Source organism: Prosthecobacter algae, assembly GCF_039542385.1.
In the GTDB taxonomy this organism is placed as follows: Bacteria; Verrucomicrobiota; Verrucomicrobiia; order Verrucomicrobiales; family Verrucomicrobiaceae; genus Prosthecobacter; species Prosthecobacter algae.
Genome location: NZ_BAABIA010000007.1, coordinates 198,292 through 223,401, shown reverse-complemented (window position 1 = coordinate 223,401; position 25,110 = coordinate 198,292). Strand labels below are relative to the sequence as shown.

The following is a 25,110-nucleotide window of genomic DNA, read 5'->3' as shown; positions in this document are numbered from 1 at the left end:
TTCTAACCGAAGGGCTTTCTTTCAGGCCTAACCAACGATGATGCCTTTGGACTTGCGTTCTTTTTCGCGCTCCAGAAGGGGAATCGTCTCCCCGGTTTCCAGGAGGGGAATTCCGAGGTCGCCGATCTTGGCGTAGCTGAGTCCATTAAAGGCCGCCACGTCATTGGCGAGGCCTTTGAAGACATCTTCCACGCTGTAGAGACCATTGGAACCACCGCAGGCGACAACGAGATCGCGCAGGATTTCCCAGGTGTCGCGGGCATTGCCTGGAGCGTTGACGGCCTTGTTCAGCTTTTGCAGGCGGCCTGTGACATTGATCATGCTGCCGCGTTTTTCGGCATAAGCAGTGCCTGGAAGCACCACGTTGGAAAGCTCGGCCGTGGCATTGGCCAGGATGTGGAGCGTGGTGAGGAAGCCGATTTTTTCGACGTCGCGACGCTCAAAGCCGACCTTGAGGAGGTTTTCTCCCAGGGCCAGGACAGCACGCAGGCGGCCACGGCTCATCAGTTCGGTGATGCCGGCGATGCGGCTGCCGGGTTCGATGCCGAGGATCTCTTTGGCCCCGAGAGTGTTGGGGTTTTTGTCGGCGGCGGAGAGGTAGTTGTCGCCTTCGCCGAGGCGCTGGATGACATCCACGTTTTCGGTGCCGAGAATCCGGGCGAGCTGCTTGACGAAGAAGAGCTCTTCATTGGTCATGCGGGCACTTGCGATGATGGCGATTTCTTCGCCCTTCAAGCCGGAGAGGCCTTCAGCGACAGCCTGGATGGATTTTTTCCAGGTGCTGATTTCATGCTTGCTGCCCGTTTTCACAAGAGGGTCGGTGAGGCGGAACTCACTGTTGACGAAGTGGAAGTCGAGACGGCCACGGTCACACATCCAGGTGGAGTTGACGTCGTTGTTCTCACGGGGAGTCTGGCGGTAGATGGTATCGCCACGGGCACCAATTTCCATGTTACAGCCACGACCACAGCCGGTGCAGACGCTGTTGGTCTCGCTGAGGAACCAGACGCGCTGCTGAAAGCGGAAGTCGGTGGAGGTGAGGGCACCCACGGGGCAGATATCCACTGTGTTCATGGAGTAGTTGTGCTCCAGACGCTTGCCAGGGTGAACGGCGAGGGTGGTGTGGCTGCCGCGTTCGGTGAAACCGAGGACGGGTTCGTCAGCGATTTCGGCGGTGAAACGAATGCAACGGCTGCACATGATGCAACGCTCATCGTCCAGACGCACACGGGGGCCGATGTCCACATTCTTTGGCTTCTTGACCTTGTTCTCACGGAAGCGGCTTTCCCCTTTGCCGTGCTCGACGCTGAATTCCTGGAGGCGGCATTCGCCAGCCTGGTCACAGATGGGGCAGTCGAGGGGGTGATTGATGAGGAGAAACTCCATCACGCCTTTGCGGCATTCCTGAGTGAGGACGGACTCGGTGCGGATGCCCATGCCTTCGGCAACGGTGTTGGCGCAGGCGATGACGGGACGTGGCATCCAGCCGATCTTTGGCATGCCGTGTTCGTCTTTCTCGGCTTCCTGGCCAGGGGCGGGGCGCGGGGGCATGCCCATTTCGACCAAGCACATGCGGCAATTGCCGGGGCTGGAAAGCTTGGGGTGGTAGCAATAATGCGGCACTTCTTTCTTCACCTGCTTGCAGGCTTCGATCATGCGGGTGCCCTTGGGGAACTTGTGCCAGACGCCGTCGATTTGCACGTTCACCAGATCAACGGGTGGCGGTGCGGTGGGGGTAGCGGCGGCGGCGGGAGCAGACATGGGCAGAAAGACGGAGTTTGGGGATTATCGGAGCCGCCGGGAGAGGGGCAACCCGAATTTGTGAAAAATTTCACAAGCGAAGGCCTTGGCATCCGAATACTTATCCCAGGCGTTGCGCGGAGCGGCTTTTCCGGGCACTGGATTCCTGGCTTCCTTTCAACCTGTCGCCGTCATGCCCATTTACGAGTTTTACTGTCCGGAAAACAACACTGTGTATCAGTTCCTGGCCCGCAGTCTGGCCTATCGGCACAAGGTACCGAGCTGTCCGGAGAATCCAGCGTATCACCTGCAGAAGCAGATTTCGCGTTTTGCCATTCTGGGCAAGGCCAAGGAAGATCTGGAGGGGGACCCATTTGCCGGCCTGGATGAGGCCAAAATGGAGGCGCTGATGGCGGATGTGGAAGGGGAGATGGGGGCGATGAGCGAGGATAACCCGGATCCTAAGCAACTGGGCCATCTGATGCGGAAGATGACGGATCTGATGGGCGACAAGACGCCGCCGGAGCTGAGAGAGATGGTGAAGCGGCTGGAAGCAGGGGAGGATCCAGAAAAACTCGAGGCTGAGTTTGGCGGGCTGGATGAAGGGGGAGATGGCGACCTCTTTACGACGGTCAAGAAAATGGTGCACGGCAACCGTCCGCCCATTCGCAATCCGAAGCTCTATGAGATGAGCGAGTGGGTGAAGGACCCTCCTGGGGCAGCCTTATAGCTCCGCCCAGGCTCGGCCTAGGTTTTGGATAACATCCGTTGGAAGAGTGCTTTCGACAGCCTGTGTAAGTGACTGGATCTCAGCAGCCCTGCCACAGAGCCACGCGGCGAGGCCTGCGGCGAAATGGGTGGGGATGCCCTGGCCGATGAGGGCGGCGGCGACACCGGTGAGCACATCGCCCATGCCTCCGGTGGCCATGCCCGGGTGACCGGTGGTGTTGTAAAGGGTATCCTGCCCGAGGGTGCTAATGATGGTGCGGGCTCCTTTGAGCAGAAGGGTATGGCCGATGTGGTTGGCCGCCCACACTTCCGCCTGTTCGCGTCGGCTCAGGCTGCTGGCGTCGGGCATCAGCCGGGCCATTTCGCCGGGATGCGGGGTGAAAAGATGCGAGGATGCGCAATCGTTCACCGCCTCTGGTCCCTGGCGCGCAAGTGCGGTGAGGGCATCGGCATCCACGACGGAGCGCACCTGGGTTTGGCGAATCAGTTCCAGGTATTCGATCTCATGTGCAAATCCTAGCCCTGGGCCAATGGCGAGGGCGTCAAAGCGCATGTCGAGCACCTCACGGTAATCTTTGACTGATTTTACCATGACTTCTGGTGGTACGCGTTGGGCGAGGATGTCATAGGCCTGTTCTTTGACAACCAGGGTCACCAAGCCTGCGCCAGCACGTAAAGCGGCACGACAGGCCAATTCTGCGGCTCCGTAATATCCTGGCGAGCCCGCGAGGATGCCCACCCGGCCTGCTTGGCCTTTGTGGAAATCAAAGTTTCTGCGGGGGAGATGAGGACGCAAATACTCTGGGGTCAATAAGTATCCCAGGGTGTCATCGCCAGGAGCCAAAGCGGTAAGTGAGGGCAGGGGAACAAGGGCGAGCCGTCCCACGTGATGGGTGGCTTCGTCGGCGACCAGGCCTGTTTTGCAGAATGCTACGGTGGCGGTGATGTCTGCCACCACGCAGTCTGGGTGGGGCTGGCCTGTATCACCATCAAGGCCTGAAGGGATGTCCATGGCGATGGTGACGGCCCGGTGGCTGATTCGGAGTTGGTTCATCTCCTGTGCGAGTGCGGCCAGATTGGGCCGCATGGGACCTTGGCTGCCGATGCCCAGCAGACCGTCCAAAAGCACGATGGGGGCGGTCTGACTTATGATGGGGGCTTGATGAAGACACGACACTCCTGAGAGGCTGAACCAGTGAGCCTGCGGCAGAGGCTTCATCTTTTCTGGCTCGCCGCTCAGACGGGCCAGCAATGTCCACCCTAGTTTTTGGAGTTCGCGTCCAGCCACCAGGGCATCCCCGGCATTGTTGCCACTGCCCAGGTAAAGGATGAGCGTGCCGGGTGTGGGGAAAAACTGGCGGATGACCTGGGCGATGCCAATGCCCGCAGTCTCCATGAGGTCGGCAGCCTGCACACCATTGGCAAAGGCGCGCTCCTCCGTCTCTTGCATCTGGCGGCACGTCACCAGCATGGTCGTGTGGGTTATTTGGCCCGTTTGTAAGCCACGATGCCCTGGGCGATGCCTTCGGCGATGCGGGCGCGGAATTCACCTGTCATCATGCGGGCGCGCTCTGTGGGGTTGCTGACGAATCCGCACTCCACTAGAACTGCGGGGTTGCGCTCTGTTTTGCGGATGACGTGGAAGCTGGCGTGCTTGACCCCGCGATTGGTCATGCGGGTGCGCTGTACGAGGTAGGCCTGGATGTAGGCAGCCAGGGTGTAGCCCCGGGAAAAGTGGTAGAAGGTCTCGACACCGCTGCCGCTGCCGCCGCGGTTGTAGTTGTAGTGCACGCTGACAAAGATAGCATTGCCGTAGCGGTTGCCTGCGGCGGAGCGGTCTTGCAGAGGTATGAACACATCGCGGCTGCGGGTCATGATGACCTTGATGCCTTCTTTGCGCAGGAGCTGCTCCACGCGCCGGGCGGTATCCAGGGCGAGATGCTTCTCATAAACGTAACCGATGGCAGCACCGCGGTCATGGTCACCATGTCCGGCATCCAGGACCACCGTATCGAAAGCCTGGGCCAGGGAGCCTAGGAACAGGCTGATGGCGAAGCAAAGCCAGAGGATCTGAGACCGAGCGGGGGGGAGATTCATGCTGGAAAATCGAAGAAAGGGGGGAGGCTGGCCGTGGACAGCCGTGGCGATAATCAAACAGACAACGGACAGCCTGTTTTCAATGAATCCAGTAAGCCCGTTTCAGGAGGGGTGGTCAAGAAGTTTGGCGCATGTCTGCTAAGGCAAGTTCCGTGCCACCTCAAAGCGTGGACAAGGCTGAACCCGTGACTTATGAGGCTGGGATGAAGTCCCATGCAAAAACCTTACAGGCATATGTTTTGTTCCTCTGTTTTTCTATCGGGGCCCTTGCGGCTGAAGAGCCGTGGGAAACGGTGGTGATCCAGGGCATCCGGGCCATGAACCAAGGTGACGGACAAACCTTTGTACAGGTGACGCATTCTGAGTTTAAAATGACGATGCGAAACATCCTGCTGCAAAAAATGCAGGGAGTGATGGGTTCGCCTCAAAACCAGGAAGTGCTAGACGCCTTTGGCCTGGCCAGCGAGACCGAGCTGGAAAAGCTGGCTCCGGATGAAATGGTGACGAGAATGATCCGCTGGATGCACTTTAACAGTCCGGTCCGGCTACGCGCAGCCATGAAGGAGGCACAATTCAAAGTGGTCTCCAGCGCCCCAGAGGGACATCTGCAGCAGGTGAAGGTGGAGATGGAATGTGTGCTGGACGGCGTGTTGCGTAAAGCTCCCATGGTCCTCCTGGCCAGACAGGACGGCACGGCCTGGAAGTATTATGGAGATGTGGCCAGCCTTCGGGGGCCTGCGAAGTAGGTCTGCACCGCGGCTGTGATGCTCCGCGTGACGAGCAGGCGGTGTTGAAGCCGAGGGGCGTATTCGTCTTTGCGGTGGAGAGGGTTCGTCTCATATTGCTTTGGGTCCCCTCTGGATCTTTCCCTTTCGTTTTATGAGCCGCCTTTCTTCTTTGATCTTTACTGTTACTTTGGCCGTCGCCACGCTGGCGGGCCAGGCCCAGACTGCCGCTGTGCCGCAGCCGACTCTGGCCAATGTGGCCTATGGGAAGCATGAAAAGCAGGTGCTGGATTTTTACCAGGCGGCCTCTGACAAGCCCGTGCCGCTGCTGTTTTTCATCCACGGGGGGGGCTGGATGAATGGGGACAAGGCGAATCCTGACTTTCTGGCGAAGTGTCTTGAATCCGGGATCTCGGTGGTATCCATCAACTACCGGCTGATCCCGGATGTGAGTGCGGACAAAAGTGTGCCGCCGGTGAAAGCTTGTCTGGATGATTCGGCCCGCGCGTTGCAATTCGTACGCAGCAAAGCGGCGGAGTGGAAGATCGACAAAACTCGCATCGGCGGCTGCGGCGGTTCTGCGGGCGGATTCAATACTCTCTGGCTGGCCTTTCACCCGGACATGGCCGATGCCAAAAGTGCGGACCCTGTGGCCCGTGAATCTACCCGGCTGACCTGCGCACTGGGCTTTGTCCCACAAACATCCCTGGACCCGCAGCAGATGCGCGACTGGATTCCTAACAATGATTATGGTCATCACGCTTTTCTGCTGGCCAGCTACCAGGAGTTTGTGGACAAGCGCGAGTCGCTGATGCCGTGGATTGAAAAGTTTTCGCCCTATGCCCTGGCGACCTCGGATGACCCGCCCGTGTATCTGTTTTATGACTCCGTGCCTGCCATGGGCAAGGAGGCCAAAGACCCGCCGCACTCCGCCAACTTTGGGGTGGGTCTGGAAGAGAAGCTCAAGAAAGTAGGCATCCCGTATGAACTGAATTATACCGGAGGTCCCCAGGTGAAGCACCCGGACATCTTTGGCTTTCTGCTGGAGCATTTGAAGTGAGCAAGCTCAGGTGGATGCTGGACGGTTCTGGAGATTTTGGAGCGAATGCGGCGGAGCTTTGCGTTCAGTTTAAGATTTTCCTCAACCATGTCCTCGCCTCTGAGCCGGGTGGTGACCGACGGCAATCTTGGGAGATCAAAGGGAGGGCACATGAAGAATGGCTGTGCCATATGAGCCCTGGAAGTTGAGCGACTGCCAAATCCGACACAAACTTTGCTGATGTTTTAGTTGGCTGTAGTTCGTTTCGGAAAAGTGACAGGCTTGTGCCCGACCGCATGAAAGGGGTAAGCTGCTCAACCAACTGCATGAAAAAGTCGCTCTGCCTTCTCTTGATTTCGGCTGCCCCTGCCTGGGCGGCGGTTGACTTTGCGCACCAGATCGTGCCCGTTTTGCGGAAGCACTGTGCGGAGTGCCACATGGGAGACAAAAAGAAGGGCGGCTTTTCCATGAATGACCGTGGATCCCTGATGACGGGCGGGGAAAATGGGCTGGTGGTGGATGTCAAAGTGCCGCATGAGAGCCTGCTGCTGGAGGTGGTGAGCACTGAGGATGAAGACCTGCGGATGCCGCCGAAAGGGCCGGGGCTAACCAAGGATGAAGTCACGCTGCTGAAGCAGTGGGTGGAGGAAGGGCTGCCCTGGGAGGCGGGATTTGCCTTCAAAAAGCCAGCCTATGAGCCGCCTTTAAAACCACGCCAAGTAAATTTGCCTGCTGCCATGGAAGGGCGTGAAAACCCGGTGGACCGCTTGGTGGATGCCTACTTTGTGGAGCGGAAACTTGCGCGCCCGAAGACCCTTGAAGATGGTGCTTTTATGCGCCGTGTTTATCTGGATCTTATCGGCCTGCTGCCGACTCCAGAAGAATTGGCTGACTTTCAGGCGGATAAGACGGCAGGCAAGCGGGAACGTTTGGTGCAAACAGTGCTGGCCCGGGATGTGGACTATGCCGAGCATTGGCTGACTTTTTGGAACGATCTGCTGCGCAATGACTACGGTGGCACCGGATTCATCACCGGTGGGCGCAAGCAGATCAGCAAATGGCTTTATGAATCCTTGGTGAATAACAAAAGGTTCGACCAATTTACGCGTGAGCTGATTGCGCCGCCCACCGATGACAGCCGGGGTTTTATTGATGGCATCAAATGGCGCGGCGAGGTGAGTGCTGGGCAGACGGTAGAGATCCAGTTCGCGCAGAGCGTGGGCCAGTCATTCCTGGGCATCAACCTCAAGTGTGCCTCCTGCCACGACAGCTTTGTGGACCGTTGGAAACTGGATGAAGCCTACGGGCTGGCCGCGATCTATGCTGAGAAGCCGTTGGACATTCATCGCTGTGACAAGCCGGTGGGGCGCCAGGCGAAAGCGGGCTGGTTGTTTCCGGAAATCGGAGATGTGGAGGCCACCGTACCCAGGGCGGAGCGGCTGCGGCAATTGGCCGGGCTAATGACGCATCCTGAAAATGGGAGGTTCACTCGCACTATCGTGAATCGTCTTTGGCACCGCCTGATGGGGCGCGGCATTGTGCATCCCTTGGATGCCATGGACACGCCGCCATGGAATGCGGACCTGCTGGACTTCCTCGCGACTCATTTGCAGGAAAGTGGGTATGATCTGAAGCAGACGCTGCAACTGATCGCCACTTCTCAGATCTACCAGTCTCAAGGTGAGGTGGTGAGTGGCGAGATCGAAGATGCGGCTTATGTTTTCAAAGGAGTGCGGGCCAAACGATTGACCGCCGAGCAGTTTCTCGACGGGGTGTGGCGGCTGACCGGAGCGGCCCCGGCGAAGATGGATGCGGCGGTGTTTCGTGGGAAGCCTGACCCAGCGCTGGCCAAGCAGATCCAACTTCAAGGAAAGTGGATCTGGGGAGATTCGGCACTGCCGGGCAACGTGCCACCTGCGGGGGAGAAGATCCTGCTTCGGAAAGTTCTGAAGCTGGATCAGGCGGTGGCTGTGGGCTCTGCCATCATGACCTGCGACAATGGTTTTTCTCTCTACATCAATGGACGCAAGGTGACGGGGAGCGAAAACTGGGAGCAGATCGTGGCCGTTCCTTTGGCTGACAAACTTGTGGTTGGGCCTAACACTTTTGTAGTCATAGGCAGCAATGCCGGGAAAGGACCGAATCATGCGGGGCTGTATTTTGAAGCCCGCCTGAAGCTGGCTGACGGGCAGGAGATGAGTGTCAATACCGATGATACCTGGGAGTGGAATCCTGCGGTGCCCGAAGGCAAAGAAGGTCGGCTGGGAGCCGTGGCGGCCAAGGGCTGGAAACCCGCCGTGGTAGTGAAAACTCTGGGAGCCTGGAAGCAGCGGCTGGAGTCTCAAGGTCCGGCCCTGCTGGCCCAGGGAGGAAAAAGTGGTCACCTTGTCGTGCGTGCCAGTTTGCTGAAAAGCGACTTCTTGATGCGCTCTCTCGGGCGGCCTAATCGGGATCAAATCGTCTCGATGCGTCCGAACGAGATCACCACATTGGAGGCGCTGGATCTTTCCAATGGGGAAGCCTTGACGGGCACCTTGGCACGCGGTGCCGAGGCCCTGGCTGAACGTGAATGGAAGGCACCGAATGCCCTGGTGAATTGGATTTATCAGCAGGCCCTGGCGCGGGACCCGACAGGAGCTGAAATGCAGGCCGCTCTAGAAGTGTTGGGGGCAAAGCCCACGGCGACATCGGTTCAAGACCTGTTGTGGGCTGTGGTGATGCAGCCTGAGTTTATGTTTGTTCGTTAAACCTTTGAAGGAATCCAGATCATGAACCGTGAATTCGATCCACAGGCACCGGCATCCATTGTTAGGCGCGATTTCATCCGGCAGCTTGCTGCTGCAGGGACGGCCGCCTGGATGACCGGAGCTCCGCAGATGGTGAAGGGGGCGGCGTTGCAGCATCCGAAGGCCAAGGCGGATGCCTGCATTCTGCTTTGGATGGCCGGCGGCATGGCTGCACCGGAGACCTTTGATCCAAAGCGTTATGTGCCCTTTGAAAAGGGTGTCGAAGTGGCAAAAATGCTGAGCACCTTTCCGTCGATTGATACCGCCGTGGACGGGATGAAAATCTGTCAGGGTCTGGAGAACATCGCCCAAGTGATGGACCGGGCCACGCTGATCCGAAGTGCCGTGCAGCCGGATCTGGGGAGCATCCTGCACAGCCGCCATCAGTACCACTGGCACACGGGCTATGTGCCGCCGCAGACGGTAGCCTGCCCGCACATTGGTTCCTGGATGGCGAAGGTGCTGGGGCCACGCAATGCGGTGATGCCTTCGTTTGTAAACATCGGCCAGCGACTGGAAGGAGTGGGCGAAAGTGAAGAGCTGAAGGCCTTTACCACGGCAGGCTTTTTCGGCAGTGAGTACGGTCCCATGAACCTGCCTTATCCTGAGGAGGCGGCAACCTCTGTGCGGCCACCGAAGGGCATGGATGCAGGGCGTTTTGCCAGTCGAGATAAGCTGTTCCGCAAGCTGGTGGATCAAAGTCCGCAGCGTGACTACATGAGCGATCACCAGCAGCAGTCGCTGATACGCAGCATGGACAATGCCTATCGTCTGTTGAGTTCGAAAGAACGTGAAGCCTTCGACATCACCCTGGAGCCGAAGGAGAGCTATGCCAAATATGACACGGGGCGTTTTGGTCGCGGCTGCCTGTTGGCACGTCGGCTGGTGGAGGCTGGCGTGCGGTTTGTCGAGGTGACCACGGAGTACGTGCCCTTTTTCCAATGGGATACCCACAAGGATGGGCACACAACCGTGGATGGACTGCACAAGGAGATGGACCTGCCTATCGCCACCCTGGTCCGGGATCTTGAGGAACGTGGTTTGTTAGACCGCACGTTGATCGTCATCGCGAGTGAGTTCAGCCGGGATGCCATCATGGAAGGCAAGCCTGGATCGAATGCCAATGATCAAGCCACTTTCAAGGTGGAGCGGCTGGAGGAGATGAAGCATTACGGTCTGCACCGACATTTCACCGCAGGGACCAGCGTGGTCATGTTTGGTGGTGGGGTGAAAAAAGGTTTTGTCTATGGGGAGACGGCGGATGAGCGCCCGTTGGTGGCGACCAAAAACCCAGTCAACGTCATGGACCTGCACGCCACCATCATGACCGCTATGGGCATCAGCCCGAAGACGGAATACCTCATCGAAGGACGGCCTTTTTATGTGACGGAAGATGGCAAGGGGAAGGCTGTGGAGGATCTTTTTGCTTAAACAGACACATCGCCCTGCATGATCGGAAACAAGGGCGTTTCTGTGGCGTTACCCGACGATGAAAACATTGCTCTACCTCTGCCTGCTGTTGGTTTGTGGATTGGCATCGGCGGCTCAGCCAAATGTCCTGTTTCTGTTTGCCGATGACATGCGCTCAGATTCACTGGCCGCATTGGGCGATCCTGTGGTGAAGACACCTCATCTCGATGCGCTAGTGCAGCGTGGATTCACCTTTACCAATGCATACAATTTGGGGGGCAATTCGCCGGCGGTCTGCATGCCCAGCCGGAATATGATGATGAGTGGTCGCGCCTACACTCGCTGGAAGGATTATCTTCCCGCAGGTGCACCGGAGCCGCGCCGTGGCAAAATGAGTCCTGGAGATGGGCCGAATTTTCCCTTGTCCATGAAAGCCGCAGGTTATGAAACCTGGCACTTTGGGAAGAAGGGAAATTCAGCCAATCTGATCCAGGCGAAGTTTGATCACGTGCATTACCAGGAGAACGATCACATGGACCGTGAACATGGGGAGCCGGGGCGCGAGATCATTGATGGAGCCATCCAGTTTGTAAGCCAGCGGTCTGATGAGAAACCCTTCTTCATGTATCTGGGGTTCAGCAATCCTCATGACCCGCGTGTCGCCGCCCAGTCTTATCGAGACCTCTATGTGGAGGCGCAAATGCCGCTGCCAAAGAACTACCTGCCAGTGCATCCCTTTGACAACGGTGAGATGATGGTGCGGGACGAAATGATCTCGCCCTGGCCGCGCACGGAGGCGGAGATTCGCCGCACTTGGCGAGACTACTATGCCACCATCACCGGGCTGGATGCGCAGATTGGTCGCCTGCTGAAAGTTCTGCAGGAGCGCGGACTGATGGAGAACACGATTATCCTTTTTTCGGCGGATCAAGGCATCGCCATTGGCAGCCATGGTTTGTTAGGCAAGCAGAACCTCTACGATCACAGTGCTAAGGCTCCGCTGGTGGTGGCTGGCCCCGGTATTCCGAAGGGGAAGAGCACTGCGCTGGTGCATCTGCTGGATATTTATCCCACGGTCTGTGATCTGGTGAGGGCGAATCCGCCTGCGAGTATTGACGGTGTCTCCTTTAAGCCGGTCATTTTAGGACAAAAAAAATCTTCCCGTGAGTCATTGCTGCTGACCTACATGGACAAACAGCGCGGTCTGCGGGATGAACGCTACAAGCTGATCCGTTATCCTCAGACCGATGTGACTCAGCTCTTTGATTTGGAAAACGATCCACTGGAAATGGAAGACCTTTCACGCCGGGCAGAGCTCCAAGAACGCAAACAAGCCATGCTAAAGAAGCTGGCCGAGATGCAGACGAAATTTGGCGATGATCTGCCACTGACTGTGGCGCACCCACAACCTGCGAAGTGGAAGATTCCCACTCCGGAGGAGATCAAGGTCCTACTGCCAAAGTGGAAGATGGAGGATTCCCTGGAGCATCGTGCCGGAGGCCCCCCGCCTTTCCCATTTAAGAAACACTGATTCGTTTTCACTGTCTCATTTTCATGAAATTCTTCTCCATTTTAATTTTGTTGCTGGCCTTTGATTTTGCAAAGGCTGCACCGGACGTTCGGCCTAACATTGTGTTCATTCTCGCTGACGACCTGGGCGGAAGTGATCTGGGCTGTTATGGCAGCACCTTTCACGCAACCCCTCACCTGGATGCGTTGGCGAAACGGGGCATGCTTTTTACCCAGGCTTACTCGGCCAGTCCTCTATGCTCGCCCACACGCAGCAGCATTCTCACGGGGATGGCTCCGGCCCGCACGGGAATTACTGCACCTGCATGCCATGTGCCGCAGGTGATTTTGGAAAAGACCTTGATGAAGGGTGGGGCTCAAACGCGGGTTTTGGGAGCCGAATCGGTGACGCGGATGCGGACGGAGTATGTGACTCTTGCGGAGCTTCTAAAACAGGCAGGCTATCGAACTGGGCACTTTGGCAAATGGCATCTGGGGCCCGCACCTTATTCCCCTCTGGAGCAGGGTTTTGATGTGGATTTGCCGCACACACCCGGGCCTGGGCCGGGCGGTGGCAATGGATACTTTGCCCCCTGGGCTTTCTGGAAAGACGAGGGCAAGCCGGGTGACCACATTGAGGATCGCATGGCTGAGGAGGCCGTAAAATTCATGCGTGAGAACAAGGACCGCCCTTTCTTCTTAAACTACTGGGCCTTCAGCGTGCATTCGCCCTGGATGGCCAAGGCGGATTACATCACCGAGGCGGCGAAGAATACAGACCCCAAGGCGGGCCAGCGTAACCCCATGTATGCAGCCATGATCCGCAGTCTGGATGAGGCCGTGGGCCGCCTAACCAAGACTTTGGATGAACTGAAGCTCTCAGAAAAGACTCTGGTGGTCTTCACCAGTGACAATGGGGCCTGGCACAATGTGCCGAAGGAGGCCATGGGCAAAAATAGCAGCTATTCCGATGTGCCTGTGACCAGCAATGCGCCCTTTCGAAGCGGCAAGGCGAGCAATTATGAAGGGGGGACAAGGGTGCCGTTGTTCATAGCCTGGCCTGGGCATGTGCAGCCTGGAAGCCGTAGTGCTGAGGTGGTGCAAAGCGTGGACTTTTTTCCCACCCTTTTGGAGCTATGCGAGTTGCAGCCCCCCGCTGGGCAGGCCATGGATGGCGTGAGCATCGTGCCTGCGATGAAAGGCGGAAAGGTGGAGCGTGAAGCCATCTTTTGCCACTTCCCGCATGGCGGCAGATCGGACATTGAGGGCTTTCTACCAGGTACGTGGGTGCGTCGTGGGGACTGGAAGCTGATCCGCTTTTTTGCTGCGGCTGAAGATGGCAGCGACCGCCTGGAGCTCTACAATCTCGTGGAGGATGTGAGTGAAACGAAGAACCTAGCACCGCAAAAGCCAGAACTGGTTTCTGCGCTCAATACGCTGATCAGCGATTACTTAAAGAAAACGGAAGCGGTGGTGCCCAAGCTGAATCCTGCCTATAAAGCCAAGGGCGAACCGATTGCGAAAAGACGTGTTGTTGGTGGCTGGACATCGAGCAAGGATGCGAGGCTGGAGCTGACCAAGGAGGGGGCGCTAATCGTGGACTGCACAGGTGGGGATCCCTGGCTGGCTACGACGACAGTGCCTCAGGGTAACCCAGAGTCTATGACGGTGCGGGTTCGGATGCGCCGCACGGCCAAAGGCCAGGCTTTGATCTATTATGTCAGCAGCGCGGGACAGCCTTTTCATAAAGATCGCACGGTGCCCCTGCTTGGGGTTGCTGACGGTGAGTGGCATGAGCAGGAAGTGGTGCTTCCGGTGAAAAGCCTCCATTCTCTGCGCCTGGATCCCGCCCAGGGAAAAGGGCAGGTGGAGATTTCCAATCTTTCTCTGGTCGATGCCAATGGCAAGGTGCTGAAAGAGTGGCTACCGTTCAAGAATTGATGATCTGAAATAAAGTTTGTTAGCCAAATTTATGGAACCTTTGAAAGCAGTCTTTTTATTCGCGCTCATCGGCTGGATCAGCCTTCCAGCATGTCTCTCTGCGGCACCGAATGTCCTGCTGATTTACAGCGATGATCATGGCTGGGCGGATCTGGCATTGCAGGGGGCAGATCCTGATGTCAGGACCCCGAATCTGGATCAGCTGGCCCACGATGGGGTGCGTTTTTCACGGGGATATGTCAGTGCACCGCAGTGTGTTCCTTCCCGTGCTGGCGTCATCACGGGCACTCACCAGAATCGTTTTGGCGTGGATGATAATCACAAGGGACCGCTGCCTCTGGAGGTGCTGACTTTGCCTGAGCGACTGAAACAGGCAGGCTATGTCACAGGCATGTGTGGCAAATGGCACCTGGACCTGGGAAGTAAAAAGGAAGGTCCAAGGACCCTTCGTGTGCTGCCGGATCACATGCCGCACAGGCATGGTTTTGATGAATACTGGCGCGGGGAGCTGCGCCAGTATTACGCTTCCCATGGGCTGGACGGGAAGCCGTTTGAGGATGCACCCAAGCTAGTCTCGGATGATCGTTTTCGCATCACAGTGCAGACGGAGGCGGCGCTGAGTTTTCTGGATCGCAGGGCGGCGAAGCCGGAGGTGCCTTGGTTTCTTTACCTGGCCTGGTATGCACCGCATGTGCCGCTTGAGTCACCGGAACCGTGGTTTTCCAAAACACCGGATCATCTTCCGAAAGAGCGCCGTCAGGCCCTGGCGATGATTGCCGCGATGGATGATGGCATCGGGCGTCTGCGCACCAAGCTCAAGGAAATGGGCGTGGAGAAAAACACTCTGATCTTTTTCATTGGGGACAATGGCGCTCCTCTCAAACGTGGGGCGTGGAATGGCTCCCTGAATGCCCCCTTGATCGGTGAAAAAGGTATGCTGACGGATGGCGGTGTACGGGTGCCATTTGTTGCTGCGTGGCCGGGGAAGATCCCGCCCAGGAAGGTCTATGAACAACCCGTGATGAATCTGGACGTGGCGGCGACTGCCGTGGCCCTGGCGGGTCTGCCTCATGACCAAGCACTGGATGGGGTGAATCTGATGCCTCACCTGCTGGGAGAAAATAAAACGGCCCCCCATGAAGCCCTCTTTTGGCGCTGGCGCAGTCAGGCGGCTGTGCTGGAGCACCCGTGGAAACTGATTCATCTGGGAGACAAGGAGAGCTATCTTTTTGATGTTTCTCAGCCGGGTGGTGAGACAGAAAACCTTTTGGCCAAGCATCCAGAGATCGCCGCCCGCTTGGACGCAAAACTGAAAGCCTGGAGTCAGGAGCTGCATCGGCCTGGCGCAGCGGAGCCGTTGCACCCCCAGGATGTGGTTTTCTTTGCAGATCATGTGGATGCCAAGTTGGCTCCTGCTCCTCCTTTGGCGGCAGTAGAGCCCGGCGGCGTACAAGGCTGGCTATGCCGGAATGGCACTTTGGAAACGACAGATACCGGACTGCGAATCGTGCCGCAGGGAAGGGGAACCAAAGCTGCGCGTGTGTTCATCACACGGCCCGGCCTCTCGGTTGCGGGCCCTGTCGAGATCACTTTGCGCGCTCGTGCCAAGAAAGGCGGTGCTGCCAGGGTGAGCTGGCGAACGAAGGCTGAGAGCGACTTTCTGCCTGCGAACGAGAGCCCTTTTCAGTGGCCCGCTGGGGAGGTATGGCAGGAGCTGAAAGTATTGCTGCCCATCCAGGGGAGGCTCATTCATCTGCGTATCACCCCGGGGGCGGAGGCGGCGGATCTCGAGATCCAATCCATCGAATTGAAAGGTAAAAATGAAGCCCTCACGCATTGGGAGTTTGGCCGTGCGCCCTGAAACTCGGGAGCGCAAATTCCAGGATTCTGCTTGGGCTGGCAGTTTCTCCCGCTAAATTGCACGGACATGAGTCCCTCCTCAAAAATGAAACGTCCCTCCGCCATCACGGTGGAGGAGTTTTTCAGAACCAATGAAAAAGCATTGAAGCTGCGTTTGGTCGGCAGTGATGCGGGCTTTAAACGCAAGATCTCGGAGCCTTCGGTCAACCGCCCTGGCCTCGCCCTTTCGGGGTTCTTCACCTACTTCGCCTACAAGCGGGTGCAGATCATCGGGAATTCGGAGCATTCTTTTTTGGAAGGGCTGGAGCCTAAACTGCGGGCGGCCCGTTTCAGCCAACTGTGCAGTTGGGAGATCCCCTGCCTCATCGTGGCCCGTGGGCACCGGCTGAGTGAGGAGCTGGTGGCCATCGCCAATGAAGCGGGCATTTCCGTTTTCCAGACCAGCATGATCACCATGAAATTCATCAATGCGGCCACCATTAAGCTGGAGTGGGCCTTTGCCCCCACCATGCTGGTGCATGGCTGTCTGGTGGACGTACAGGGCATCGGCGTGTTGGTGCAGGGGAAAAGCGGCTGCGGCAAAAGTGAAAGCGTCATTGGCCTGTTGCAACGTGGGGCCAGCCTGGTGGCGGATGATGCGGTGCGCCTGCGCCTTGTCGAGGAGCGCGAAATCGTGGGCTCCGCCCCCGAAATGACCCGAAACATGATCGAAATCCGGGGACTGGGGATTCTGAATGTGGCGGCCCTGTTTGGGGTGGGCTCCGTCCGCATGAGCAAAAGGCTGGATTTGGCCGTGAATCTGGTGCACCTCCAGGAATCTAACGATCTGGAGCGTGTGGGCATGGAAAACCAGACGACGGAGGTCATGGGTATGACCATCGCCAAGGTGGATATTCCAGTCGCTCCAGGCCGCGATGTGGCCGGTTTGATCGAATTGGCGGCCCTAAATTACAAATTACGCACATTTGGCTACAACAGTGCGGTTGAGTTTGATCAAAGATTGTTGAAAAAGATGGCGGACGACCAGATAGGTTGATCTGCGCCCAGCCAACTCACCCGCATGACTCTCAGCAAAGACCTCACGATCCGAAACAAGATGGGCATGCATGCCCGTCCGGCGGCGCAGTTTGTCAAGCGTGCGAGCAAGTACAAGTGCGACATCTGGGTGGAAAAAGATGAAGAGCCAGTGAATGGCAAAAGCATCATGGGACTGATGATGCTGGCCGCTGGCCGCGGTGAAGTGATCAAGCTGACGACCGAAGGCGTGGACGCCGAGGCTGCCATGGCGGATCTGGAGGAACTGGTGCTTTCCGGATTTGGCGACGTGGAATAGGGGCCACTCGCCCTTATTCGCTGATCCACACGGCTGTCCCCACGGGGGTCAGATCGAAAAGCTCAATCATGGCTGCATTTTTGAGACGGATGCAGCCATGGCTGGCTGGACGACCGATGCTGCGCTCATCATTGGTACCGTGAATGTAGATGTAACGCTGCCAAGTATTGGCATTGCGTTTTTCCACCCCATCCAGCCACAGGATGCGGCTCAAAATGAGGTCATCCGGTGTTACGATGTCCTCTGTCCACAGGCCCACAGGCTGGCGGGATTTAAAAATGGTGCCCGCAGGGGCACCGTCGCCGTGCTTTTCCCGCACAAGAAAGCCGCCCAGGGGGGTTTTGTTGCTGCCTTCGATGTAGCCCAGGCCAAATTTGGAGGTGCTGCAGGGCCAGCACTTCACCTGGCGGATGCCATCCCACAGCACCAGACTCTGGGTTCCGACAGAAACTTCGATGCGTGGCTGGCTGAGGTTCACCCTCAACTCTTGGCATAGATTGGGCTCTTTGACAAATGGTCCTCGGTTCCAGAGGCCGCCTTTACCCCGAAGTGGCAACCTTCGCATGACAGTCCCATGAAATGCGGCGAAGAGAGGTTGGCCGCTTCATCCAGGAGTCTACCCACCTTTTCCCATGCAACGATTCAACTGCGACTGTGGCAATGTGATCTTCTTTGGCAGCTCACGCTGTCTGAAATGCGGAAAGGAGGTGGGGTATGATCCCTACACCTCCGAAATGCTGCGGATCCAGCCTTCCATCGGCATGAAACGCTGTGAAAACGGCGTGAAGCATGGCGTTTGCAACTGGTTGGTCCCGGCGAATTCACGCCATCGGCTCTGCGTCGGCTGTTTGATGAACCGGACCATTCCGGATCTGAACTCGGGGCGTAACCTGCTGCTTTGGGGCCGTATGGAGATGGCCAAAAAGCGGCTCATCTACACCCTTCGGCATCTGGGCATCACGCTCCCCCTGAAATCCGAAAACCCGGCAGCGGGACTCGCCTTTGACATCATCAGCACCCTTTCCAATCCCACAGTCACCACGGGGCATTTGAATGGTGTCATCACGGTGAACCTGGAGGAGGCGGATGATACCTACCGCCAGATCAATCGGCAGCAGCTCGGAGAAAACAGCCGCACCTTGCTGGGACATTTTCGCCATGAAAGCGCCCATTATCTCTGGCAGCGGTTTCTCTCCGATCTTCCTTGGGAAGACCCGCTCCGCATGGCCTTTCGTGAACGCTTCGGCGATGAGTGGCTGGATTATGCAGGGGCTCTGAGCAGCCATTACCAAAAAGGCCCGTCCACCGGTTGGGAGCAAAGTTACATCACTGGTTATGCCGCTTCACACCCTTGGGAGGACTGGGCGGAAACCTGGGCGCACTATCTGCAGATCGCCGATGGTTTGGAAACCTGTGAAGGCCTGGGCGTCCAGGTTCAGCATGTCGCCTTGCCTTTGGTGATGATGCCTGTGGAAGCTGGTTTTCTGCCGACCATCCTCAAACATGACCCCGTCGCCAATGATGAGTTCCTGGCCTGGCTGCAGCGTTGGATTTGTCTTTCCACGGTGCTTAATGAGATTTCCAACAGCGTTGGCGAATCGGCCCTGTATCCGTTTGTGATTCCGGTTAAAGTCGCTCAAAAGCTGCGTCTGGCCCATCATTTTGCCCAGGTGTGGGGCGGGCGGTTGTGAAAGCATCCCTTGCTTAAAGCTGGGTAGGCTGTCTGGTAAGGCATGTCGCAGCACCTGAAAGGTTTGTCCTGAGCGGTTCCACCTTGCCGCAGCGCATTGCCTTTTTGGGCGATTACCTGCCACGTCTTTGTGGCATTGCCACATTCACTTACGATCTCGCTGAATCCGTGGCCCAAGCGGCGACTGAGGCAGATTGTTTTGTGGGTGCCGTCAATGATCGCTCTATCGGGTACGATTATCCCCAGCGAGTGCGTTTTGAACTGCTGGAAAAGGACCTCGATTCTTACCGCAGGGCGGCGGATTATCTCAACTTCAACAATGCCGATGTGCTCTGCGTGCAGCATGAATTCGGCATCTACGGCGGAGCCGCTGGCAGCCACCTTTTGGCCCTTTTGAAGGAGGTGCGCATGCCCGTGGTGACGACCCTTCACACCGTGCTCAGCGAGCCGAATGTCGCGCAGCGCAAAGTGATGGATGAACTCGTCCGCCGTAGCGACCGCCTGGTTGTGATGGCCCGCAAAGGCGCGGAGATCCTGCATGAGGTTTACGCGGTGCCGGAAACCAAGGTGGATATCATTCCTCATGGCATCCCAGACATGCCGTTTGTGGATTCCTCTTTTTATAAGGAGCAGTTCGGCGTGGAAGGTCGCAAGGTGCTGCTCACCTTTGGTCTTCTCGGGCCAGGGAAGGGGATCGAACATGTCATTGAGGCCCTGCCTGAGATCGTGCGGCAGCATCCGAATGTCGTTTACCTAGTGCTGGGGGCGACCCACCCGCATCTTATCGCCCGGGAGGGGGAACGCTACCGGTTGGGACTGGAGCGCCTGGCAGAGGACCGCGGCGTGAAGGATCACGTCATCTTTTACAATCGCTTTGTTTCAGCCGATGACTTGAAGGAGTTCATTGGCGCGACAGACATCTACCTCACACCTTACCTCAATGAGGCCCAAGTCACCTCCGGCACGCTGGCGTATGTTTTTGGGGCAGGGAAGGCCGTGGTCTCCACGCCCTACTGGCATGCCCAGGAACTGCTGGCCGAGGGGCGCGGCGTGCTAGTGCCGTTCCGCAATGCCGCCAGCATCGCGGAAGGTGTCTGCGGACTGCTGGAGGATCCGGCACGATTGGAAAAAATACGCCATGATGCCTATGCCATGGGACGTGAGATGGTCTGGCCAGCCGTGGCCCGGCGTTATCTGGAATCCTTCCAGCATGCGCGTGCAGATCGCAAGGCCACCTCGCGAAAAGCCTTCGCTGGCTGGACTCTCAACAGCCGTCCTTATGCATTGCCACCCTTGCGGTTAGACCATGTGGAGCGGATGAGCGACAGCACTGGCATCTACCAGCACGCGATCTTTAACGTGCCGAATTTTCATGAAGGCTACTGCACCGATGATAACGCCCGGGCGTTCATCCTTTGCAACCTGCTGGATGAGCAGGGCAGCCTGCCTCTGTCTCCAAGTTTGGATCATCTGGCCACTCACTACCTCGCATTTCTGGCCGCCGCACTCAATTATGAAACGGGGCGGTTTCGGAATTTCATGAGTCATGGTCGGCAGTGGCTGGAGGAAGCGGGCAGTGAAGACAGCCACGGGCGCGCCCTGTGGGCTGCAGGCACGGGCGCGGGACGTTCGCGGAATGAAGGGCATCGCCGGCTTTCGGCCCAGCTCTTCCAGCGTGGGCTGGCAGCGGTGGCCGCCTTCACTTCTCCTCGGGCATGGACATTCTCATTGTTAGGTATTCATGAATATCTCCGCCATAATCCTGACGACGAGAAAACGCAGGTGCATGCGATGCGGACGCTGCTGACCCAGCGGCTGGTCAATCTTTGGAATGCCTATGCCACCGAAGACTGGCCTTGGTTCGAGCCTGGGGCCACCTATGACAATGCCCGCATCTGCCAAGCCCTGATTCTCAGCGGCCAGTTCATGCCTCATGAGGAGGCGATGGAAATCGGCTTAAAGTCTCTGCGCTGGCTGGTTTCCATTCAGCGAACCCAGGCAGGGCATTTCCGGCCGATTGGCAGCAATGGTTTTTACCAGCGTGATGGGGCGCGGGCTGACTTTGATCAGCAGCCTATCGAGGCCCAGGCCATGGTCTGCGCCTGCCTGGAGGCATTTCGTGCCACTCAGGATGCCATGTGGCCCCGCGAGGCCAAACGCGCCTTTGAATGGTTTTTGGGACGCAATGACCTTGGCGTGCCTCTCTATGATTCCACGACGGGTGGTTGCAGCGACGGTTTGCATCCAGACCGTGTGAACGAAAACCAGGGGGCGGAGTCCACGCTGGCCTTCCATCTGGCTCTGGCGGAAATGAACAGCGTCCAACAATTACTTGCGCCATCCCCGGCCTTATTATGAAATCAGTCCACCTCTGCCGCCATGAGGTGACACTGCTTCCTGAAAGCGCCCGTGTCATCATCCGTCCCTTCATCCCATCGGAGGTTCATCGCATCACCACCATCATTGGCCGGGCGCTGGCTTTGACGGAGGAAGAGGTTTTGCTCGAGCTGGAGTCTGTCAGACGTGAGTTCGATTCACGGCATTTGGAGCTTGAGGCTCCCTTTCAGGCGCACTACGAAAAAGTGAAGCATCACATCTTCACGCAGCGTCCCTTGTCTGCCGCCAGGCAGTTGCTCATCGGCGCGCTTTTCTCCGGGGAATATGCCCTGGAATCTGCCGCCCTGTTCAATCCTTCGATGGTCCCGCATCCAGATCAAAGTGAACTGCCTGAGGGTTCTCTGCGGTTCATCATGAGCCTGCGGGCCACCGGCGAGGGCCACATCTCCTCCATCGAATTTCGTTCGGGCGTTTGTGCTTCAGACGGGACAATCTCCCTCGATCCGGTCTCCCGTTATGTCACGGTGCCAGGCATTGTTCCGAACCCCAGTTACCGCAAAAAAAGGTTCATCATCAAGCTGCATGAAATGGGGTTTGAGAACGACCATACCACGGCGGTGCTGGCTCCCCTGGCGGACAATTTTTCACGTAGCGACCTCAATAAAAGCGTAAGCAGTATCCGCCACGAAACGAGGCCCGCCACACAGGATCTCAGCCGTACCTTGGACTGCATCCAGTGGCTGGCGGATTCCAACTACGAACTCCTGTTTTCCCCCACGCTCGCCATGAGTGAGCGCATCATCTTTCCTGTGTCGCTCAATGAGAGCAATGGCATCGAGGATGCGCGTTTTGTGCGTTTCATTGATGACGATGGTTCGGTGATGTATTTCGCCACTTACACGGCTTACAACGGTCGGGCCATCCTGCCACAGCTCATTGAGACGGAGAACTTTCTGCACTTCCGTGTGCTCACCCTCAATGGCAGTGCAGTGCAGAATAAGGGCATGGCCCTTTTCCCCCGGCGAATCGGGGGGCGGTATGCCATGTTGTCACGCCAGGACGATGAAAATCTCTTCATCATGTTTTCAGACAACCCTCATTACTGGAGTGACCCCCAGATCCTGCTGCGCCCTGCGGAAATGTGGGAATCCGTGAAAATTGGCAATTGCGGCTCGCCGATCGAAACCGAAGCCGGCTGGCTGGTGATCACCCACGGTGTGGGTCCCATGCGCAAATACTGCATCGGCGTCGTGCTTCTGGACCTGGAAGATCCCACCCGCGTCATCGGCCGTCTGCGCCAGCCTCTCCTTTGTCCCGAGGGCCTGGAGCGCGAAGGCTACGTGCCCAATGTGGTGTACAGCTGCGGCTCCATGTTGCATGGCCGCCAACTCATCCTTCCGTATGCGATGAGTGACAAAGTCACCGCCATCGTCAGCATGTCTTTGGACGAGCTTCTCAGCGCGCTGCTTGCAGACCAGAAGTAATCTTGCCTCCATAGAGAGGGCCCGGCACCTCCCCATCTGGCCACCTCCCGTGCCTCAAAGAAAACTTGACTGATCGGCCAAGTACTGCGACTCTAATCACGTCAACACTGACTTGGGGGCGTCCTGGTTTCGACGGGTAGTCTGCGGTCGGGGTGGCATGTCGAGGATGATTCGTTGGCCTCGTTAATCTTCGGATCAAACAAATAAAAGCAAACTCTTCTGAGCTCGCTCTTGCGGCCTAAGCACCGCAACATCTTCGAGGCAATGTCTGGTAGCCTCGACGATGACACTACCAGGCTGGCTGGCTGATCGGGCGACCGGGTCGAAAGCGAGATTTAACAGGACGCTGGGTGAAAGGTATTCTGCCAGTTGAAGACCTCTCATCGAGATTAAATAACCGGATAAACATGTAGAAGCTCCAACTTACGGTTATTCGGACAGGGGTTCGATTCCCCTCGCCTCCACCATTTTAAAGAAGCGCCAATCCGCTGAAAGCAGCGGTTGGCGCTTTTTTAATGTCTATTTACTTGGCAGTGCCCAGGATGGCGTGCCGAACCATTGATGCATCTCCTGTGCAAAGGGGGCGGTGACCTCAGCGGGTTCAGGGATGGCTCCTCGATCTCCAGTTTCCGTCATCCAGGTGTCGAGTGCGGCGCGAAGACGGATGAGTGCTTCGCGGTGTTCGGGCTCTTGAGAGGTCAAAAGATTCTTCACCTCATGCGGGTCGGTCTGGGTGTCATAGAGTTCTTCACAGGGACCGGTGCGTTGCATGAGTTCCAGTGCCGGTCCGGTGAGTTTCCCCTGCGCATGGAGGCCACGCATGACAGGCATGATGGCAAAACACTTTTCCTTGTATCGGTTGAGGGAGGAAAAGGTAGGGCCAGTCGAAAGGGTGCGTATGTAGTGATAGCGTTCGTCATGCACAGAGCGGATGCGCTGCGGGGTCTCGTCGATGCGGTCGCGGGCGGCAAAGGCGAATGTGCGTGGAGCCTCGGTCTGCTCTCCCAGGAAAACACGCCCCTGCATCAGAAGTGGTTTCGGCTGACCGGCCAAGGCAAGGGTGGTGGCCGTCACATCAATCAAACTGAGAATGCGGTCATCTATGGTTCCTGGTTTGATCTGAGCCGGGGCAGGGAAGTTCTTGGGCCATTTGATGATCATGGGTACGCGCAAACCATTGTCATAACACCAATGGATGCCGCGTGGTTCCAGGCGGCCATTGTCGCCGAAGAAGATGATGATCGTGTCGTCTTCGAGGCCATCGGCACGCAACTGGGCCAGCGCTTTGCCGAAGCGAAGATCCATGCCGGAAACGGAATTTAAATATCGTGCCCACTCTTGCCGCACCACCGGGTGCTCCGGGTAGTACGGCGGCAGTGTGACGCTCTCCGCCTTGGCATGCTGGACATGGATACGTTCACCCACCCACTCGACCCTGTCTTTTTCGGCGCTCTTGCGATCGTAAATGTCATACTCGCTCTCCTCCGCATTCACGACAGCGAAGAAGGGCTGGCGGGTTTTCAGCGTTTCCCATTCGCTGGAGTTTTCATGGTAGATAGGGCCTTCGTTGACGTAGTTGAGATCCAGTTTGCCAGTGCCCACACTCTCGTTACCCACGGTCTTGATGTTGGCCGTGAAATACCCACCATCCTGCAGGCGATGCGTCACTGGGCGCACACCTTCTGGCAGCTTAAAACCATCCGTGCGGTGCGCACGCATGGGGTGGGTGTCTGTCGAGGTCTGATACATGCCCACAAAGAAGGCGGAGCGGCTGGGAGCGCATGCTGGGTTGGTGGAAAAGACACGGGTGTAGCGCACGCCTTCAGCCGCCAAACGGTCGAGATTGGGCGTGTGGACATCCTTGGCACCGTAGCAGCCCAGATCGTGGGAAAGGTTTTCTCCAATGAGCCAAAAAATGTTAGGCTTGCGAGCGGGCGTTGCCGCTTGGGCAGGCGGAAGCAGCAGAAATCCTAAAAGCAAAAACAGGAACTTGGTCATGGTGCATCAGTGGTACGGATTTTCTCCATTTCTTCATCCAGTCTTCTCCGCAGTTCGCCCATTTTGGTCAGGTATTTCGGATCTGCCTGGACTCCTATTGCCTTTTCACCCAACTGCCAGACATGATCGCTGAACAGCATGATCCAGGTGTTTTCGGCATGAGGGCTGGCTTCCAGCTTTTTCTGCTGTGGAGCAAAGAGCGGAATGTGAGGCCGATAGTAACCTGTGCCAAGAAAGAACGGTTTTGCTCGGGGGGCTTCGAATTTCTTCATGGCCCCGTTGGTCGGGTTCTACTGGCTACGATGAAAACGCAAAAGACGCCCAGACCTTTTCGGTCGCCTGTTATCAAAATCGGTGACTTCGAAACGGCAGATCAGTCCCGTAAAAATAAACGCCAAGCGCTGTGACCCAGCGTTTGGCGTTTATGGACGG

The 25,110-nt window shown here is 57.3% G+C and carries 19 protein-coding genes and 1 other RNA gene; 14 read left to right on the top strand and 6 right to left on the bottom strand.

Annotation, left to right across the window (positions count from 1 at the left end; all coding sequences use genetic code 11):
- Positions 1-27: 27 nt before the first annotated feature.
- Positions 28-1,761: an NADH-quinone oxidoreductase subunit G gene (locus ABEB25_RS17400; RefSeq protein WP_345737703.1), complete on the bottom strand. Its 1,734-nt coding sequence runs from the start codon at positions 1,759-1,761 to the stop codon at positions 28-30.
- A gap of 172 nt (positions 1,762-1,933) precedes the next feature.
- On the opposite strand from ABEB25_RS17400, the gene ABEB25_RS17395 reads away from it, so the two are divergent.
- Entirely contained in the window at positions 1,934-2,470 is a 537-nt protein-coding gene (locus ABEB25_RS17395) for an FmdB family zinc ribbon protein (RefSeq protein WP_345737702.1), read from the top strand.
- On the opposite strand, the gene ABEB25_RS17390 is transcribed toward ABEB25_RS17395, so the two are convergent.
- Positions 2,465-3,940, bottom strand: a complete 1,476-nt coding sequence (locus ABEB25_RS17390; protein WP_345737701.1) for an NAD(P)H-hydrate dehydratase — start codon at positions 3,938-3,940, stop codon at positions 2,465-2,467. The genes ABEB25_RS17395 and ABEB25_RS17390 overlap by 6 nt on opposite strands.
- Before the next feature lie 11 nt (positions 3,941-3,951).
- Positions 3,952-4,566 (bottom strand): N-acetylmuramoyl-L-alanine amidase family protein, encoded by a 615-nt coding sequence (locus tag ABEB25_RS17385; RefSeq protein WP_345737700.1) that lies wholly within the window; start codon positions 4,564-4,566, stop codon positions 3,952-3,954.
- A gap of 131 nt (positions 4,567-4,697) precedes the next feature.
- On the opposite strand from ABEB25_RS17385, the gene ABEB25_RS17380 reads away from it, so the two are divergent.
- The 9 genes from ABEB25_RS17380 (at position 4,698) to ABEB25_RS17340 (ending at position 17,169) form a co-directional block, all read left to right on the top strand.
- The gene (locus tag ABEB25_RS17380; RefSeq protein WP_345737699.1) at positions 4,698-5,312 is read left to right on the top strand and encodes a hypothetical protein; all 615 of its coding nucleotides are present in this window, start codon (positions 4,698-4,700) and stop codon (positions 5,310-5,312) included.
- A 133-nt stretch (positions 5,313-5,445) separates the two neighbouring features.
- Positions 5,446-6,351 carry an alpha/beta hydrolase gene (locus ABEB25_RS17375; protein WP_345737698.1) on the top strand — a complete coding sequence of 302 codons (906 nt, stop codon included), beginning with the start codon at positions 5,446-5,448 and terminating at the stop codon, positions 6,349-6,351.
- Between the two features lie 305 nt (positions 6,352-6,656).
- Complete coding sequence (locus ABEB25_RS17370; RefSeq protein WP_345737697.1) at positions 6,657-9,077, top strand: DUF1549 domain-containing protein; 2,421 nt, start codon at positions 6,657-6,659, stop codon at positions 9,075-9,077.
- A gap of 21 nt (positions 9,078-9,098) precedes the next feature.
- On the top strand, positions 9,099-10,547 hold the full coding sequence (locus tag ABEB25_RS17365) for a DUF1501 domain-containing protein (RefSeq protein ID WP_345737696.1): 1,449 nt from the start codon (positions 9,099-9,101) through the stop codon (positions 10,545-10,547).
- Between the two features lie 58 nt (positions 10,548-10,605).
- On the top strand, positions 10,606-12,057 hold the full coding sequence (locus ABEB25_RS17360) for a sulfatase family protein (RefSeq protein ID WP_345737695.1): 1,452 nt from the start codon (positions 10,606-10,608) through the stop codon (positions 12,055-12,057).
- Between the two features lie 23 nt (positions 12,058-12,080).
- Positions 12,081-13,976: a sulfatase gene (locus ABEB25_RS17355; RefSeq protein WP_345737694.1), complete on the top strand. Its 1,896-nt coding sequence runs from the start codon at positions 12,081-12,083 to the stop codon at positions 13,974-13,976.
- Between the two features lie 31 nt (positions 13,977-14,007).
- Positions 14,008-15,837: a sulfatase-like hydrolase/transferase gene (locus tag ABEB25_RS17350; RefSeq protein ID WP_345737693.1), complete on the top strand. Its 1,830-nt coding sequence runs from the start codon at positions 14,008-14,010 to the stop codon at positions 15,835-15,837.
- A gap of 84 nt (positions 15,838-15,921) precedes the next feature.
- Positions 15,922-16,872: an HPr(Ser) kinase/phosphatase gene (gene hprK / locus ABEB25_RS17345; RefSeq protein ID WP_246431168.1), complete on the top strand. Its 951-nt coding sequence runs from the start codon at positions 15,922-15,924 to the stop codon at positions 16,870-16,872.
- Between the two features lie 24 nt (positions 16,873-16,896).
- The gene (locus tag ABEB25_RS17340; RefSeq protein WP_345737692.1) at positions 16,897-17,169 is read left to right on the top strand and encodes an HPr family phosphocarrier protein; all 273 of its coding nucleotides are present in this window, start codon (positions 16,897-16,899) and stop codon (positions 17,167-17,169) included.
- A 13-nt stretch (positions 17,170-17,182) separates the two neighbouring features.
- Here the strand turns inward: ABEB25_RS17340 and ABEB25_RS17335 are convergent, their stop codons facing one another.
- A complete protein-coding gene (locus tag ABEB25_RS17335; RefSeq protein WP_345737691.1) occupies positions 17,183-17,647 on the bottom strand; it encodes a L,D-transpeptidase family protein in 465 nt (154 codons plus the stop codon).
- 154 nt (positions 17,648-17,801) lie between these two features.
- On the opposite strand from ABEB25_RS17335, the gene ABEB25_RS17330 reads away from it, so the two are divergent.
- From ABEB25_RS17330 to ssrA, 4 genes are all read left to right on the top strand, one after another.
- Complete coding sequence (locus ABEB25_RS17330; RefSeq protein WP_345737690.1) at positions 17,802-18,860, top strand: zinc-binding metallopeptidase family protein; 1,059 nt, start codon at positions 17,802-17,804, stop codon at positions 18,858-18,860.
- An 83-nt stretch (positions 18,861-18,943) separates the two neighbouring features.
- Positions 18,944-21,217, top strand: coding sequence for a glycosyltransferase family 4 protein (locus ABEB25_RS17325; RefSeq protein ID WP_345737689.1), 2,274 nt, complete (start codon positions 18,944-18,946; stop codon positions 21,215-21,217).
- Positions 21,214-22,680, top strand: coding sequence for a glycoside hydrolase family 130 protein (locus ABEB25_RS17320; protein ID WP_345737688.1), 1,467 nt, complete (start codon positions 21,214-21,216; stop codon positions 22,678-22,680). The genes ABEB25_RS17325 and ABEB25_RS17320 overlap by 4 nt, the downstream gene beginning before the upstream one ends.
- 114 nt (positions 22,681-22,794) lie before the next feature.
- Positions 22,795-23,147: a transfer-messenger RNA gene (gene ssrA / locus ABEB25_RS17315) on the top strand.
- Between the two features lie 52 nt (positions 23,148-23,199).
- On the opposite strand, the gene ABEB25_RS17310 is transcribed toward ssrA, so the two are convergent.
- Positions 23,200-24,678: a sulfatase family protein gene (locus ABEB25_RS17310; protein ID WP_345737687.1), complete on the bottom strand. Its 1,479-nt coding sequence runs from the start codon at positions 24,676-24,678 to the stop codon at positions 23,200-23,202.
- Positions 24,675-24,950: a hypothetical protein gene (locus ABEB25_RS17305; RefSeq protein ID WP_345737686.1), complete on the bottom strand. Its 276-nt coding sequence runs from the start codon at positions 24,948-24,950 to the stop codon at positions 24,675-24,677. Before ABEB25_RS17305 ends, ABEB25_RS17310 begins: the two co-directional genes overlap by 4 nt.
- Positions 24,951-25,110 lie beyond the last annotated feature (160 nt).